The organism is Aggregicoccus sp. 17bor-14, from assembly GCF_009659535.1.
Classification (GTDB): domain Bacteria; phylum Myxococcota; class Myxococcia; order Myxococcales; family Myxococcaceae; genus Aggregicoccus.
The window spans coordinates 185,415-201,226 of record NZ_VJZZ01000003.1 but is presented as its reverse complement, the minus strand read 5'-3'; the positions used below and the strand labels follow the sequence as shown (position 1 = coordinate 201,226).

General features: G+C 74.0%; 9 protein-coding genes. 6 read left to right on the top strand and 3 right to left on the bottom strand.

What is annotated here, in order from left to right; all coding sequences use genetic code 11:
* The first annotated feature begins 24 nt into the window (after nt 1-24).
* Nucleotides 25-1,821, top strand: coding sequence for a BamA/TamA family outer membrane protein (locus tag FGE12_RS07315; protein WP_194797678.1), 1,797 nt, complete (start codon nt 25-27; stop codon nt 1,819-1,821).
* A 1,800-nt stretch (nt 1,822-3,621) separates the two neighbouring features.
* Here FGE12_RS07315 and FGE12_RS07310 read toward each other — a convergent pair.
* A complete protein-coding gene (locus tag FGE12_RS07310; RefSeq protein ID WP_194797677.1) occupies nt 3,622-4,395 on the bottom strand; it encodes a UPF0489 family protein in 774 nt (257 codons plus the stop codon).
* 106 nt (nt 4,396-4,501) lie between these two features.
* On the opposite strand from FGE12_RS07310, the gene FGE12_RS07305 reads away from it, so the two are divergent.
* On the top strand, nt 4,502-6,748 hold the full coding sequence (locus FGE12_RS07305; protein WP_153865675.1) for a S9 family peptidase: 2,247 nt from the start codon (nt 4,502-4,504) through the stop codon (nt 6,746-6,748).
* A gap of 82 nt (nt 6,749-6,830) precedes the next feature.
* On the opposite strand, the gene FGE12_RS07300 is transcribed toward FGE12_RS07305, so the two are convergent.
* Nucleotides 6,831-7,685 carry a sulfurtransferase gene (locus tag FGE12_RS07300; RefSeq protein ID WP_153865674.1) on the bottom strand — a complete coding sequence of 285 codons (855 nt, stop codon included), beginning with the start codon at nt 7,683-7,685 and terminating at the stop codon, nt 6,831-6,833.
* A gap of 292 nt (nt 7,686-7,977) precedes the next feature.
* On the opposite strand from FGE12_RS07300, the gene FGE12_RS07295 reads away from it, so the two are divergent.
* The 4 genes from FGE12_RS07295 to FGE12_RS07280 all read left to right on the top strand — a co-directional run bounded on the left by FGE12_RS07295 (nt 7,978) and on the right by FGE12_RS07280 (nt 14,261).
* Nucleotides 7,978-9,429, top strand: a complete 1,452-nt coding sequence (locus FGE12_RS07295; RefSeq protein WP_153865673.1) for an RHS repeat domain-containing protein — start codon at nt 7,978-7,980, stop codon at nt 9,427-9,429.
* Between the two features lie 38 nt (nt 9,430-9,467).
* Nucleotides 9,468-10,373, top strand: a complete 906-nt coding sequence (locus FGE12_RS07290; RefSeq protein ID WP_153865672.1) for a sigma-70 family RNA polymerase sigma factor — start codon at nt 9,468-9,470, stop codon at nt 10,371-10,373.
* Nucleotides 10,374-10,469: 96 nt separating this feature from the next.
* Entirely contained in the window at nt 10,470-11,480 is a 1,011-nt protein-coding gene (locus tag FGE12_RS07285) for a hypothetical protein (protein WP_153865671.1), read from the top strand.
* Nucleotides 11,481-11,522: 42 nt separating this feature from the next.
* The gene (locus FGE12_RS07280) at nt 11,523-14,261 is read left to right on the top strand and encodes a serine/threonine-protein kinase (protein ID WP_153865670.1); all 2,739 of its coding nucleotides are present in this window, start codon (nt 11,523-11,525) and stop codon (nt 14,259-14,261) included.
* On the opposite strand, the gene FGE12_RS07275 is transcribed toward FGE12_RS07280, so the two are convergent.
* Nucleotides 14,258-15,730 (bottom strand): PLP-dependent aminotransferase family protein, encoded by a 1,473-nt coding sequence (locus FGE12_RS07275; protein ID WP_153865669.1) that lies wholly within the window; start codon nt 15,728-15,730, stop codon nt 14,258-14,260. The genes FGE12_RS07280 and FGE12_RS07275 overlap by 4 nt on opposite strands.
* Nucleotides 15,731-15,812 lie beyond the last annotated feature (82 nt).

The window sequence follows — 15,812 nt, the reverse complement described above, 5'->3', positions numbered from 1 at the left end:
GGGCGGTGCGAGGATGCCGCCCCCGTGTCCGCCCTCCTGCTCCTCGCGTTGCTCGCCGCCGCGCCCCCCGCCCCGGCGCAGGCGCCCGGCGAGGCCGAGGCCGCGGAGGCCCCGCGGGGCAAGGGCTACGAGGACGCGCTCGTGGCCTGGGGGCTCGCGCAGCACGGGCGCGAGCTCGAGCCCTCGCCCGAGGGCAAGCGGCTGGAGGAGGTGCTCGTCTCCGCCGAGGACGTGGTGGCGCAGTCGGACCCCTACCCGAACTTCCTCAACGCCTTCCACTGGCGCACCCGCGAGCACGTCATCCGGCGCGAGGTGCTGCTGGAGGTGGGCGCACCGTGGAGCGACGCACGGGTGGAGGAGAGCGTGCGCAACCTGCGCGGCTTGCGCGCCTTCGCGGTGGTGCGCGCGGTGGCGGTGCGCGGGCGCAGCCCCGGCGGGGTGGCGCTGCTCATCGTCACCAAGGACCTGTGGAGCCTGCGCCTCAACAGCACCTTCAGCGTGGTGGGCTCGCTCGTGCAGTTGCTGCAGCTGCAGCCCACGGAGCTGAACTTCCTCGGGCTGAACAAGAGCGTCGCGGCGGACTTCATCCTCACCCAGGGCTCGCTCAGCCTGGGGCAGACCTACGTGGACCGGCGCCTCTTCGGCAGCCGGCTACAGCTGCGCGAGCAGGCGCTGCTGGTCTTCGACCGGCACACGCAGGCGCTCGAGGGCAGCCGCGGCTCGGTGTCGCTCTCGCGCCCGCTGTACTCGGTGCTCGTCACGCGCGGCTTCCAGGCGGATGTGAGCTGGCGCTTCCTGCGCTCGCGCATCTTCCGCGGCGCGGGCCTCTGGCAGCTGCCCTACCCTGAGGGAGAGCCCATCCCCTACGCCTATGACACGCGCGAGGTGGAGGCGCGCGTGCTGCACGTCTCCTCCTACGGCGAGCGGCTGAAGACGGACGTGGGCGCCGGGGTGGGCGGCTACTACGGCCGCTACCTGCCCCCGCCGGACGCAGGGCTGGACGGGCCCCGCGCGGACTACTTCCGCGTGCACTACCTGCCGCGCAGCGAGGACGCGGTGTACCTCACCGGCTCGGTGCGCTCCTACGAGGCCCGCTACGTCACCCTCAGGGACGTGGACACCTACGCGCTGTCCGAGGACTTCCAGCTCGGCCACTCGGCACTGGTGACGGCGCGCTACGCACCGCCCGTGCTGGGCGGGGGGCCCACGGCCACGCACTACGTGGAGCTGGGGGCGAGCCTGCGCTACCGAGTGCAGGTGGGCGACGGGCTCTCCTCGCTCACCGTGGCAGGCGCGGTGCGCCGCTCCTTTCGCGAGGGCCAGCCGGAGCCGGGAGGCGACGCGGGGTGGACGAACGGGCGCTGGGCGGTGGAGGCCTGGCAGGCCTCGCCCAAGGTGCTGGGCGGGCGCTTCGTGGCGCGCGCGCTGCTGGACGTCAACGTGGACGACCTGCAGCAGCGCGTGAGCCTGCTGGGCGGCGGCAACGGCCTGCGCGGCGCCCTGGTGGACGCCTACGCGGGAAGGCGCGTGGCGCTGCTCAACCTGGAGTACCGCACGCGGCCCGTGGTGGTGCGCACGGTGCACGCGGGCGGGGTGCTCTTCTGGGACGCGGGCAGCGCCTTCGACACCACCCCCGCGCCGGTGCACAGCGTGGGCGTGGGGCTACGGCTGCTCTTTCCCCAGTTCAACATCGCTCCGTTCCGGTTCGACCTGGGGTACGTCCTGAACGGGGCGCGTCCCCCCTTCACCGGACGGATTCAGGGTGGGGCGGAGCAGATTACCGAGATTCGCCCCTCGTTTCTGGACGCGCCCCTGCGCTGAGCCGGCCTCGGGATGCGTCACGGGGGCGTCCGTGCCCGCGGGGCTCTTGCTGCTCGCGGTCGTGGCGGGGTCGGAGAAGGCGTCGCGCGGGGCGAGCGCGGGCAGCGCGGTGGTGATGCGGCCCACGTGCAGCAGGCCGTCGAAGCCCTCGGGCGAGCGCTGCGGGAAGAGGGTCACGGAGAGCGGCGTGGTGGGCGCGGAGTAGCTCGCCTCGCTGGGGCTCGCCGCGTAGATGCGGCAGTCGGGGCCGCGGGCGGTGTTGTTCGCGCAGGCCCAGCGGGTGCCGCGGCTGAAGGCCACGTCCAGGCTCTTCACCGCGAGGCCCGCCTTGGCGAGGCGAGAGCCGGTGGGCTGGAAGCGGCGGCTCCACGGCGCGCCGTCCTGCACGCGCATGTGGTAGTTGCCGCCGCTGGCGAGCAGCACCGCGTCCGGGTGCGCCTTGAGGCGCTCGGCCATCAGCTGGGCCATGGCCTCCTCGCGCGCGTCGCCCTTGAGGTCCTTCACGTCGTAGGCGACGGGGGTGATGGCGAGCCCCTCGGCGCGCCAGCGGCGCACGCGCTCGAGCAGCACCGCGAGCGCCCGGCTGCTGCGGCCGTCGCGCGGGGTGAGGCGCCAGAAGTTGCCGGCGAGCAGCGAGTCCTGGTCCGCGCGGGTGCCGGCGCTGGCCATGTACGCGTCCAGGCCCTGCTGCTCGTCGCGGGGCATGGGGAGCGAGAGCAGCACGGGGCGGCCGGCGCGCGCGAGCTGGCAGGCGAGGTTGCCCAGCGCGGCGGGCACCTCGCGCGTTCCCACCTGCTCGCCCACGAGCAGCGCGCTGCCGGGGGTGGCGAGCGCCTCGGCGCCCTGCACCGGCGTGCCGCAGGGGCCGCCCGCGCTGAAGGGCGTGCCGCCGAACTCCTGCTCCCACTCGCGGGTGAGCGGAGGGCTCTCGGGGGTGCCCTTGGGCTCGGGCGGGTCGTAGGCGCCGCCGGTGAACTCGAGCGAGGCGAACTGCTCGAGCTTCTGCACCAGCAGCCGCTCCACCGAGGCGTCGCGCACGCCGCGGTCGTTGCGCCCGCGCAGGTCGTCCTGGCTGGGCATGCGGTGCTGGCCGCTCAGGCGCGAGTCGTACTCGAGCGCGTTGCGGTCACCCGTGGCCCAGTTGCGCTCGCGCGCCGAGGAGGTGGCGAGGTCCTGGTTCAGCTCCTGCTCCGTCTGCTCCTGGCCGTCCGGCGAGGTGCGCCCCGCGCCGGGCAGCATCGAGGGGAGGCCCTCCAGGTCCACCGTGCTGTCGGCCACCGTGGTGGGGGCGTTGCCCTCGGCGGTGTTGACGATGCGGAAGATGCGCACCACGGAGAGGCGGGGCCCCAGCGCCTTGGCCTGGACGTAGTAGGCCTGCTCGGTGGTGGAGTTGAAGCTCGAGGAGACGCTGCGGCCGTTGAAGCGCCACGCGGTGATCAGCTCGGTGGTGGAGCTACGGTAGGGCATCGCGTAGTAGCCCAGGTCCTTGAGCAGGCCGCGCGTGGCCTCCAGCGCCTCGTCCACGGAGTAGGCGTAGAGGTGCTCTGCCTCCCGCTTCTCCGGCGCGCCGGCGTACAGGGGGCCGTTGCTGGCGGAGTGCGAGCAGCTGGCGAGAGTGAGGAGGCCGAGCAGGGAGAGGGGCTTCGTCAACCGGAGCTTCATCAAGAACGGTCCTTCTAGGGCTCGAAGGCGCGCCGGCTCCCCCGGGGGAGGGGCGGCGCGTCACACGGGGGCGCAGCCTAGCGTGCTCCAGAGCTCCGGGGTACCGGGGAGCAGGGCGGGCGAGCAGCCAGGCGGGTGCTAGGGAGGCTCGACACCGAGCAGCTCGCGAAACAGCACCTCTGCGACGTCCGCGAAGAGCGCCTGCGAGGCGAGCAGGCCGCCGCAGTGGTGCGGCTCGCGCGCGAGCGTGAGGGCGACGCAGCGCGCGAGCACCGCGTCCCAGAAGGGGCCGGAGCCCTCGGGCAGGAGGAACTGGCGTACCACGGCGCGCGGCCAGGGCAGCACGGTGGTGGGGTCCGCGTCCGAGAGGCTGGTGAAGCAGTCCAGGTCCACGTCCAGGAGCACGCGCGGCGCGTCCTCGAGCAGCGCGCGCACCGGCTCGCCGAGCGAGAAGGCCTCCGCGGCGCGGTCCACGGTGGGCAGGGTGAGCAGGCGGTGCGGTCGCCCGCGCGTGTCCGTGTAGAGGCTGCCCTCGAAGGTGCCGCGCGGCTTTCCGCGGGCGAGCACCAGCGCGTCCGTCACCAGCCCCGCCTCCATCGCGGCGAGCACGTGATCGTAGTTGCGCACGTCCAGGCCCCAGCGCGCGTGCTCGTCCAGCGCCTGCAGCCCCGCGCTGCGGTCGGGCACGCGCTCGGGGTGCGCGGGCACCACCAGGTCGTGGTGGCGGTCCAGGGTGACGAGCAGGGCGGGAGGACCGTCCGCGAGCGCGCAGGCCCAGGAGGGCAGGGCGAGGCGGTGCGGGTCGAAGACGTAGGCGTCCCGGGGGCCCGGGCGCCCGGTGCCTCCACCCAGCTGCAGGCGGATGACGCCGGCGAGCCGCAGGTGGAATAGGGGGTCGGACGAGGTGTTCACCCCTGCCACCCTGGCACGCGGGGAGCATCTTCCCAAGTGCCCGCGGCGCCCGGAACGCTAGGCTCCGGCGCGCCACGCCCCCCTCTGCACCAGGAGCTCTCCCAGCATGCGTCGACTCCTCCTCGCGCTCGCGGTCCTCACCGGCCCGGTCGCCCTCGCCCAGCAGAAGCCTGCTGCCCCCGCCGCCGCCATGAACAGCCCCCAGGACAACGCCTTCCTCCGCGAGTTCGCCGAGACCCGCCGCTACATGAGTGGCCGCCCGGTGGGCGCCAAGGCCACCCCGGACGAGAAGACCGTGCTCTTCCTGCGCGGCCAGGCCACCAGCCCCGTGCAGACGCTGTTCGCCTTCGACGTGGCGAGCGGCCAGGCGAAGGAGCTGCTCAACCCGGACACGCTGCTCAAGGGCGCGCAGGCGGAGCTCTCCGTGGAGGAGAAGGCGCGGCTCGAGCGCATGCGCATCAGCGCGCGCGGCTTCACCGCCTACGGCCTCTCCGAGGACGGCGAGCGCATCCTCGTCACGCTCAGCGGCAAGCTCTACGTGGTGGAGCGCGCGAGCGGCAAGGTCACCGCGCTCAAGACGGGCGAGGGCGCCGTCATCGACCCCAAGTTCAGCCCGGACGGCCGCCAGGTGGCCTACGTGCGCAACCACGACCTGCAGCGCATCGAGCTCGCGCGCAACGTGGAGCAGCCCGTCACCCGCGGCGGCACCGAGACCAAGACGCACGGGCTCGCCGAGTTCGTGGCCCAGGAGGAGATGAGCCGCTTCTCCGGCTACTGGTGGAGCCCGGACGGCAAGTTCGTCGCCTACGCCGAGGCCGACAACGCGCCGGTGGAGCAGTTCACCATCGTGGACCCCATGCACCCGGAGAAGGGCGGCGACAGCTTCCACTACCCGCGCGCGGGCCGCCCCAACGCCGTGGTGCGCCTGGGCGTGACGCCGGCGGCCGGTGGCAAGACGACCTGGGTGGCGTGGGACCAGAAGGCCTACCCGTACCTCGCCACGGTGGTGTGGCCGAAGAAGGGCCCCCTCACGCTGCTGGTGCAGAACCGCGAGCAGACCGAGCAGGTGCTGCTCGCCGCGGACGTGGCCACCGGCAAGACGCGCGTGCTGCTCACCGAGAAGGACAAGGCCTGGCTCAACCTGGACCAGGACTTCCCGCTGTGGAAGGAGGATGGCTCCGGCTTCTTCTGGTACACCGAGCGCAACGGCGGCACCGAGGTGGAGCTGCGCGGCGCGGACGGCAGCCTCAAGGGCAGCGTGGTCAAGCCGCAGGCGGGCTTCCGCAGCCTCGCGCGCTACGTGGACGCCACGGACACGCTCTACTTCAACGGCGGCGCGAACCCCACGCAGAGCTACCTGTGGCGCGTGCGCGCAGGCGGCGCTCCTGAGCGCGTGAACACCGGCACGAAGGAGCCCGCGTACGAGATGGGCAGCGTGTCCAAGGCGGGCAACCTCGTCGTGCTCAACACCCAGAGCGACACGCAGATGCCGCAGACCTGGGTGCTGCGCGCGGACGGCACCCGCGTGGGCCAGCTGCCCAGCGTGGCGAAGGAGCCCACGCTCAAGGTGAGCAGCGAGGTGCGCGAGGTGGGCCAGCGCCACTACCAGGCGCAGATCATCCGCCCGCGTGACTTCAAGCCCGGCCAGAAGCTGCCGGTCATCGTCTACGTGTATGGCGGCCCCACGACGACCGTGGTGCGGCACACCATGGGGGAGAACCTCATCAACCAGTGGCTCGCGGACCAGGGCTTCCTCGTCGTGAAGTTCGACGGGCGCGGCACGCCGGGCCGCGATGCCGCGTGGGAGCGGGTGGTGAAGTACGACTTCGCCACCACCACCGTGGCGGACCAGGTCGATGCGCTGCGCTCGCTCGCCGCCGTGATGCCCGAGGTGGACCTCGACCGCGTGGGCATCAACGGCTGGAGCTTCGGCGGCTACATGGCGGCGCTCGCGACGCTGAGCCGCGGGGACGTGTTCAAGGCGGGCGTGGCGGGTGCGCCGGTGGTGGACTGGCGCGACTACGACACGCACTACACCGAGCGCTACCTCGGCACCCCCGAGGCCCACCCCGAGGCCTACGAGAAGAGCAGCCTGCTCACGTACGCGAACAAGCTCGAGCGCCCGCTGCTGCTCATCCACGGCACCGCGGACGACAACGTGTACTTCTTCCACTCGCTCAAGCTCGCGGACGCGCTGTTCAAGGCCGGCAAGCCCTATGACTTCCTGCCGCTCGCGGGCCTCACCCACATGGTGCCGGACCCCGTGGTCATCCAGCGCGAGTACGAGCGCATGGCGGGCTACTTCAAGGAGCACCTCACCGGGCCGCGCCCCGGCGTGAGCGCCGCGAAGTAGCGCCCGGGGGGCACTGCAGCCTTGCGTAGAGAACGGGCCGGCGCACCTCGCGCCGGGCCCTTTTCATTTGCGGAAGCGTGCCTCAGCCGGTGGCGATGGGCCGTGCGTCGTCCTCGATCCAGCCGCTCCACGAGCCGGTGTACAGCCGCGCGCCGTGCAGGCCCGCGTGCTCCATCGCGAGCAGGTGGTGGCACGCGGTGACGCCGGATCCGCAGCTGGCGATGACACTCTCCGGCGCGCGACCCTTCAGCAGCAGCTCGAGCTCCGCGCGCAGTGCCGCCGCCGGCTTGAAGCGCCCGGACTCCAGGTTGAGCGCGAAGGGACGGTTGAGCGCCCCGGGGATGTGGCCGGCCTTGCGATCCAGCGGCTCGGTCTCCCCGCGGTAGCGCTCGGCGGCGCGCGCGTCGATCAAGGTCCCGCCGCGCCTCAGCGCGGGCTCGAGCTCGGCGGTGTGCAGCAGGCGCGCCGGCTCGAAGGCACCGGAGTAGGGGCCCACGTCCTGGACGCGGGCCTCCCCCTTCTCGACGGGGCCGCCGCTGGCCGTCCACGCGGACCATCCGCCATCGAGCACGGCCACCGCCGGGTGCCCCCAGGCCCGGAGCATGAACCACAGCCGCGCCGCGGCGAGCGCGCCCTGCGCATCATCGTAGACCACCACCTGATGGCGCGGCGTGATGCCCAGGCGCCCGAGCACGGCCGCGAAGGCCGCACCCTCGGGCCACGGATGGCGGCCCGCACCGGGGAAGTGGGGGCCGGACAGGTCCGTCTCGAGCTCCACGCGTACCGCGCCCGGAATGTGACCCTCGGCGAAGAGCCGCGCTCCGGCGGAGCGATCCTTGAGGTTCACGCGGGCATCGACGAGCGCGAGCGGGCGCTCGTGCGGAGCATTCAGGGCACGGGCAAGCGAGTCCACGTCGACGAGTGTCGTCCAGGGCATGGTGCGGCCTCCAAGGGGGTCCTACCCGAAGTCCGCCCTGGCATCGCGCGCGTCGTGACGCTCTTCGAGAGTCCCCTCTCTCGCGCTTCACGGCTGCCTGCTCGTTCGCGAGGGCGCCGGGGCATGCGCAGCGGTGCTGCAGCAGCGCGAGTGCCGCGCGCGCAGGAGTGGAGGGGACTGCTGCGCTGAGGCGCTCCGTCACTCCGTGAGCAGGGGCTGGGCTGAAGCGGAAGCCGGGGCTTGCCGGTTTCGCGGGTCATCTCCAGGGTGGGCGGGGGCGAGGGAGGTCGGCATGGGCAGGGGACTGGGGTGGGGACTCGGAGTGGTGCTCGCGCTCGGCGGGCTCGGCTGTGGTGAGGATCGCACCCGGGGTCCCGAGGCCGAGCCGCCCGTCGTCCCGGCGCCCGGTACGCCCGGGGTCGTGACGCCCACGGAGCCCGTGACGCCGCCTGCACCTCCGGGGGAGCCGGCGCAGCAGTGTCTTGGGGACGCCATCGTCGCTGCGACGCCGGCCGTGGCCGACCCGCTGCCCTGCACCGAGACCCGGCTCGACGCGGACGGCACGGAGCTCCGGCGCACCGTGCGCCGCTACGACGCCGCGGGGCGCCTGCTCGAGCGACAGGAGTACGACGCCCATGGCGAGGTCCTTGCCTTCGACCGCTTCGGCTACGACGCGAACGGCCGCGTCACGTCGAAGGAGACGGACCGCGATGGCCGCGAGCAGTACGCCTACGACGCCTGTGGCCGGCGGGTGCTGCTGGAGCGGTGGAACGATTCGGGCTGGCAGCGCTCCGAGTACGTCTACGACGAGGCGGGGCGCGTGAGCTCCACCGTGAACAGTGTCGGTGACGCGTCGAACGCCGTGGACATGGTGCAGCGCATCCAGCTCGCCTACGACGCTGCGGGCCACCTCGTGCGCAGGACCACGCGGTGGGAGCACGCGGGTCACAGCTCGGAGCAGGTCGAGATGCTCCGCTACGACGCGAGCGGCCAGCTGCTCGAGGAGTCCTCCACCTTCGCTCGCGACGGCGTGGTGGAGCCGGGCGAGACGCGCCGCTACACCTACGACGCTGCGGGACGGCGCAAGCGCGTGGAGGTGAGCATCGATGGCCGCCTGAGCGCAGTGGAGTACACCTATGACGCCGCAGGACACCTGCTGCGCGAGCAGACCTCACAGCAGGGAAGTGCCGTCGGCAGGCTCGAGCTCTACACCTACGACGCCCAGGGACGCATGACCGAGCACTTCACCGGCAGCCACGAGAACGGCACGCTCGAGCTGCCTGCGGATCAGCACCGCACCTGGAGCTACGCGGCGGATGGGAGCGTGACCCTCGACACCCACTACGGCTGGGGACCGGAGGCGAGCTCCACGCGTGACGCCGAGGGACGCGAGGTGGCCTGGAGCACGTCCGACTACGTCGCGGCCAGCTTCACCCACGGAAACCGCAGCTACGGCCCCCGCGGTGAGCTGTTGCGCGAGGAGAGCCACTGGGAGAGCTCCGGGCCCAGCAGCACCGTGGTGGAGGAGCGAAGCTACGACGCGGCGGGGCGCCTCGTGCTCATCGACTGGCGCCGCCAGCTCTCCCGACCCGAGCCGCAGAGCGTGCTGCACAGCGAGGTGCGCTACCGCTACGACGCTGCCGGAAGCCCCCTCGAGATCGCGACCTGGAACCTGGACGCGGAGCCCGCCGTGCTGCTCGAGCGCACCACCTACGACGACGTCTGCCGCGCGCCCGGCAGCTGAGGCCGCAGCCCGCGAGCCTCTGCTAGGCTCGGCCCACCTTGAGCGCGCCGACCCTGCCGCTGAGCCGTGCCTTCCTGCAGGCCCGTGCCGGGGGGACGGCGCGCGCCTCGATGGAGGCCGTCGCGCTGGACGCCTCTCACGAGCGCGCCCTCGAGCGGCTCGTGGCGGGCGTCCAGGCGCGCTGGCCCGAGCTTTCGGTGGACCCGGTGGACTTCGTGCGGCACCTCGCCGAGCGCCTTCCCTCCGACTCGCCGGACGATGCTGCAGCGCTCGAGGCAGTCGCGGCCGAGGACCTCTATCTCGCCCTGGGCTGCCTGCGGGACGACCCACGCGCGCTCGCCGCCTTCGAGCGCGCCCACCTGCGCGAGGTGGGCGCCTTCGTCGCGCATCTGGACCGCACGCCGGCCTTTGCGGACGAGGTGCGGCAGGCGCTGCGCGAGCGGCTCTTCACCGGGGAGAAGCGGATCTCGGAGTACGGCGGCAGCGGTGCGCTGGGCGGATGGGTGCGCGTCGCGGCGCTGCGCATCGCGCTCAACCTGCGCCGCGGCGCCCAGCGCGCGGACGCCAGCGAGCGGCGCGCGACGCTGGAGGAAGCCGGGGTGACGCCGGGCCCCGAGCGCGCCTTCCTCAAGGCGCACTACCGGGAGCACTTCGCCGAGGCCCTGCGGGCCTCCGTGGGCGAGCTCAGCGACCGCGAGCGCGCGCTGCTGCGCCTCTACCACCTGGAGGGCCTCTCGCTGGAGGCGCTGGCGGCGCTCTACGCTGTCCACCTCTCCACGGTCTCGCGTTGGCTCGGCAGGGCGCGCGCACGGCTGGCGGAGCAGACCACCCAGGCGCTGCGCGAGCGGCTGGACCTGGAGCCCTCCGAGGCCGACAGCCTCGCGGCGCTGGTGCTCAGCCAGCTGGACCTGAGCCTCGCGCAGCTGCTCGGCCGGGGAAACTGAAGGGCGCGCTGCAAAGTTTTTCCGGACCGGTGTCAGAGACACGGAGCACCCCGCCGGGGGCGCTCCGCGGTCCACCCACCACCGGGAGAAGAACCGATGCGAAGCCCCTCTGCGCTGTCCCTGCTGCTCATCCTCAATCTCATCGCCTGCGACGGGGAGGCGGGCGCCGCCGGACCCACGGGTCCCGAGGGCCCGGCGGGTCCGCAGGGCGCGGCCGGCCCCGCGGGTGCGCCCGCGCCGGACGGACGCATTGCCATCCACCTGCCGGGCGCCACCTTCTACCCGGAGGGCATGGCGGTCTCGAGCGACGGCACCTTCTACGTGGGCAGCGTCGGCACGGGGGCCATCGCGCGGGTGCCGCCCCACGCGCTGGGCGCCGTGCCCTTTGTCGAGGGCAAGGCCGCCTTCGGCGTGTACGGCATGGAGGTGGACGCGGCGCACAACACGCTCTGGGCCTGCACCTACGACGACAACCTCGCGCCCGCGCAGCCCGCCTACCTCACCGGCTACTCGCTCGCGACGGGCATGCAGGTGGCCTCCTTCAAGCTGCCGGGGGACAACGGCGGCTGCAACGACGTGGCGCTGGACCCCGCGGGCAACGTGTACGCCACCGACTCCTTCGCGAACGCCATCGTGCGCCTGCCGCTCGGTGGCAGCGCGCTGCAGACCTGGTCCACCAGCGCGCTCTACGAGGTCGAGCCCGGCAACTTCAGCCTCACCGGCATCGCGTACGACGGGGCGCAGGGGCTCTACGTGGTGAACTACACGACGAACAAGCTCATCCACGTGCCCATCCAGGCGGACGGCAGCGCGGGCACCGCGGTGGACGTGCCGGTGACGCCCGCGCTCGACGGGCCGGACGGGCTCGAGCTCGTGGACACGCACACGCTGCTCGCCGTGGAGAACCCGGCGGGACAGGCCTCGCTCGTGCGCCTCGCGGACGGCAAGGGCGCGAAGGCGGTGCTCGCCAACGGCTACACCGAGCCCACCGCGGCGGCGGTGTACCAGGGCAGCGCGTGGGTGCTGGAGGGACAGCTCAGCTACCTCTTCGGCGCTCCGGGCCGCCCCTCGCTGCCCTTCCGCGCCTACCGCGTGGCGCTGCCCTAGCTCGCACTCCCACGGCGCGCGGGCGTACAGTCGGCAGACGCGATGCAGGCCTGTCCAACCGAGGAGAACATTCTCGCCTTCGTGGAGGGCCGGCTGCAGCCGGTGGAGCGCTCGCTCACGGAGTCGCACGTGGCGAGCTGCGACAGCTGCGGTGCGCTGCTCGCCGCGGTGGCCGGGGCCTGGCACGCCGAGGGGCGGCTGCGCGCGCCGTCCACGCGCGAGCGCAGCCGCCTCGCGCCCGGGCAGCAGCTGGGCCCCTACGCGGTGCTCGCCCACGCGGGCAGCGGCGCGATGGGGGACGTGTACCGCGCCCGCGACCCGCGCCTCGGGAGGGACGTGGCGCTCAAGGTGCTGCCCGCGCACCTCGCGCAGGAGCCGATGCGGCTCGCGCGCTTCCGCCAGGAGGCGCGCGCCGCGGGGGCGCTGTCGCATCCGCACCTGCTGCGCGTCTTCGACGTGGGCGTGCACGAGGGCACGCCGTATCTCGTGAGCGAGTGGCTCGAGGGCCGCACTCTGCGCGCGCAGCTCGCCCAGGGGGCCCTGTCGCGCGAGGCCACGCTGCAGCTGGGCGTACAGCTCGCGCGAGGGCTCGCCGCGGCGCACGAGCGCGGCATCGTGCACCGCGACATCAAGCCCGCGAACATCTTCCTGTGCGAGGACGGCGGCTGCCGCCTGCTCGACTTCGGGCTCGCGAAGCTCGTGGAGAGCGTGGAGGACGAGGAACCCGGCACGCGCTCGGGCGAGGTACTCGGCACCGTCGGCTACATGGCGCCCGAGCAGATCCGCGGCGAGGCGGTGGACCCCCGCGCGGACCTCTTCGGCCTGTGCGCGGTGCTCTACGAGGCCTGCGCGGGGCGCCCTCCCTTCGCGGGCGGCAGCGCGGGTGAGCGGCTCGGCGCCACGCTGCGCGACGAGCCTCCGGCGCTCGAGGGGGAGCTGGGGCGGGTGCTCGCCCGCGGGCTCGCCAAGGCCCCCTCGCAGCGCTTCCAGTCCGCGCAGGATCTCGCCTTCGTCCTCGAGTCGCTGCGCGACGGCGGGAGCACGGACGCGGCGCGCAGCCGGCTGCGGCTTCCCCGGCCCCCCGTGGCGTGGCGCCGGCCGGCGCTGCTCGCGTTCGGCGTTCTCGGGCTGCTCGGAGCGGGTGCGTTGCTCTCGTGGAGGCTGCGTCCCGCGGCCGCATCCGCCGAGCGGCCCCAGTACCGGCCGATGACCTTTCGCCGTGGGCACGTGCTCTCGGCGCGCTTCTCCCAGGACGGCCACACGGTGGTGTACGGCGCGGCCTGGGATGGGAAGCCCGCGCAGCTCTTCAGCGCCCGCACCGAGCGCCCCATTCCGCAGCCGCTGGGGCTCGGCGCGGACGTGCTCGGGACCTCGCCCACGGGGGAGCTCGCGGTGCTGCTCTCGCCGCGCACCTTCGACGCCGACCACGGCAGCGGCACGCTCGCGCAGGTGCCGCTCGCCGGCGGCGCGCCGCGCCCCGTGCTCGAAGAGGTGCTCGAAGCGGACTGGGGCGACGGGCAGCTCGCAGTGGTGCGCCGCGAGGGCGGGCGCTTCCGCCTGGAGCACCCCGTGGGCCGCGTGCGCTTCGAGTCCGAGGGGTGGATCAGCCACGCGCGCGTGGCCCCCCGCGGCGGGCGCATCGCCTTCCTGCTGCACCCCAACGCGAAGGACGACCGCGGCGCGGTGATGCTGCTCGAGGGCGAGGGTCCTCCGCGCGAGCTCTCCGCCGGCTGGGCCAGCGTGCGAGGCCTCGCGTGGGCTCCCGGAGGCGACGAGGTGTGGTTCACCGGCTCGCGCACGGACGTGGACTACGCGCTCTACGCGGTGCGCCCCGGTGGCGAGCCGCGGCTGGTGGACCGGGTACCCGGGCGCGTGGTGCTCCAGGACATCGCCCGCAGCGGGGCCGTGCTCCTGGACCACCAGGCGCTGCGCACCGGGATGGTGTTCGGCCGCGGGGGCGAGGAGCGCGAGCTGACGCTCGCCGACGGCTCCTTCTTTACGTACCTCTCTCCGGACGGGCGCACGCTGCTCTTCACGGAGATGAGCGCCGGCGAGGGGGCGAGCTACGGCGCGTACCTGGGCACCACCGACGGCGCGCCGCCGGTGCGGCTCGGGGACGGCATCCCCTACGCCCTGTCCCCGGATGGCCGCTGGGCGCTCACCCTGCGCTACGGGGACGAGGCGCAGCTGTCGCTCCTGCCCACGGGGCCCGGCGCGGCGCGGCAGCTGTCGATGGCGCCGCTCCAGGTCCTGCTCGGGGCGCGCTTCTTTCCGGACGGCGAGCGCCTGCTGCTGCGCGGCAGCGCGCCCGGGAGGCCCGCGCGCTGGTGGGTGCAGGGGCTCGCGGGCGGCCCCGCGCAGCCGCTCACCGAGGAGGGCTTCGCGCCCGAGGCCGTGCTCTCGCCGGATGGGGAGCGGCTCGCGGCAGTGGACGAGGAGGGTGGGCTGCGCCTCATCCCGACGCGCGGCGGAGCGCCGGAGCACGTACCGGGGCGCTTCGCGGAGCAGTCGGTGGTGGGGTGGGAGGCGGGCGGCGCCGCGCTCTATTTGCGCAGCATCTCGCTGCCGGTGCGCGTGTCGCGAGTGGAGCTGCGCACTGGCGCCCTGACGCCCCACCTCTCCCTGCCTGCGCGCCTCGAGCGGCCCGGGCTCGTCTCGGTGCTCACGCTCTCGCTCAGCGCGGACGGCACCTCGTACGCGTACAGCTACAACGAGGTGCTCTCTCGCCTCTTCCTCGTCGAGGGGCTGGCGGGCGCAGCGCCCCTCGGTGGCGGGCCTTAGCGACGCGGGCCTCGCGCGGGACGCGCCGGGTGACGCGACACTGCCGCCGCCGCACAGGCCGCACGCAGGCGGCGCAGCCCCTCGTCGAGGCGGGGCAGGGCGATGGCGCCGTAGCCGAGCACGAGGCCGGCCGCAGGCACCTTCGCGGCGCACAGCGCGGAGAGCCGGCCCACGCGAACGCCTGCCTCCAGCGCGCGCCGCACGATGTCCGCCTCCCGCGCCACGCCCCCTGCGCGCAGGTGCGCCGTGAGGTGCAGCCCCGTCTCGCTCGCCACGGGCTCGAGCCACTCGCCGAAGTCGCCCTGCAGTGCCGCGAGGATGCGCGCGTGGCGGGCGGCGTAGGCGCGGCGCATGCGGCGCACGTGGCGTGCGAGCAGTCCGTCCTCGATGAAGCGCGCCAGCGCGGCCTGCTCGGGGAGGGGGCAGTGCCCCACGCCCAGCGCGCTCGCCGCCCGGAGCGCGGGCTGCAGCGAGGCCGGCGCCACGAGGAAGCCCAGGCGCAGGGAGGGCAGCATCACCTTGGAGAGCGAGCCCACGTAGAGCACGCGACCGGTGCGGTCCGCGCCCTGCAGACTCTCGAGCGGACGGCCCCCGAAGCGGAACTCGCTGTCGTAGTCGTCCTCCACGAGCACCGCGTTGCGCCGCTCCGCCCACGCGAGCAGCGCCACCCGCCGCGCGTGGGAGAGCGGCATGCCCAGCGGGAACTGGTGCGAGGGCGTCACGTAGACGAGCCGCGCGTCCTCCGGCAGCGCGTCAACCCGCAGGCCCTGCGCATCCACCGGCACGGGCGCGATGCGGGCGCCGAGGGACTCGAAGAGGCGGCGTGCGGGAGGATAGCCTGGCTCCTCCACCGCCACGCGTGCGCCTGGCTCGAGCAGCACCCGGCCGATGAGGTCCAGCGCCCCCTGCGCCCCGCTGGTGACGAGCACGTCCTCGGCGGCCGCGCGCACCCCGCGCGCGAGGGCGACGTGATGCGCCAGCGCCGCGCGCAGCCGCGGCAGCCCCGCGGGGTCCGCGTCACCGCCCCTCAGCGCCGAGGCGCGCAGCTGCCGGGCCACGTGCCTGCGCCACGCGTCGTAGGGAAAAAGGCGCGCGTCGGGCACGCCCGCATCGAAGTCGTAGGGCGGGGCGGGGCCCCGGTCGAGCGGGGCCTCGAGGTGGCGCCACTGCGGGCGCGGAACGAGCGGCGCGCCCGCTGCGCTGCGCACCCGCGCTGGGCGCGAAGCCCCGGGCGGCTGTTCCACGAAGCTGCCCGCGCCGGCCCGGCCGCTCAGCAGCCCCTCCGCGCTCAGCCACTCGTACGCCACCGCCACCGTGTTGCGGGCCACCGAGAGCCGCGCGGCGAGCTCGCGCGTGGGCGGCAGCCGCTCGCCCGGAGCGAGGCGCCCCTCGAGGATGGCGTCGCGCAGCTGGCGGTGGATCTGCCGGACGAGGTCTCCCCGGCCCTGCAGGGTGAGGTGCAGCTCCATGGGACGGGAGGGAACTTGGCCCAGCAGGAATTGTCAATCCTGGCCCTTCAGGTGAACCAAGCCCGGGCGCAGCATGGCCGTG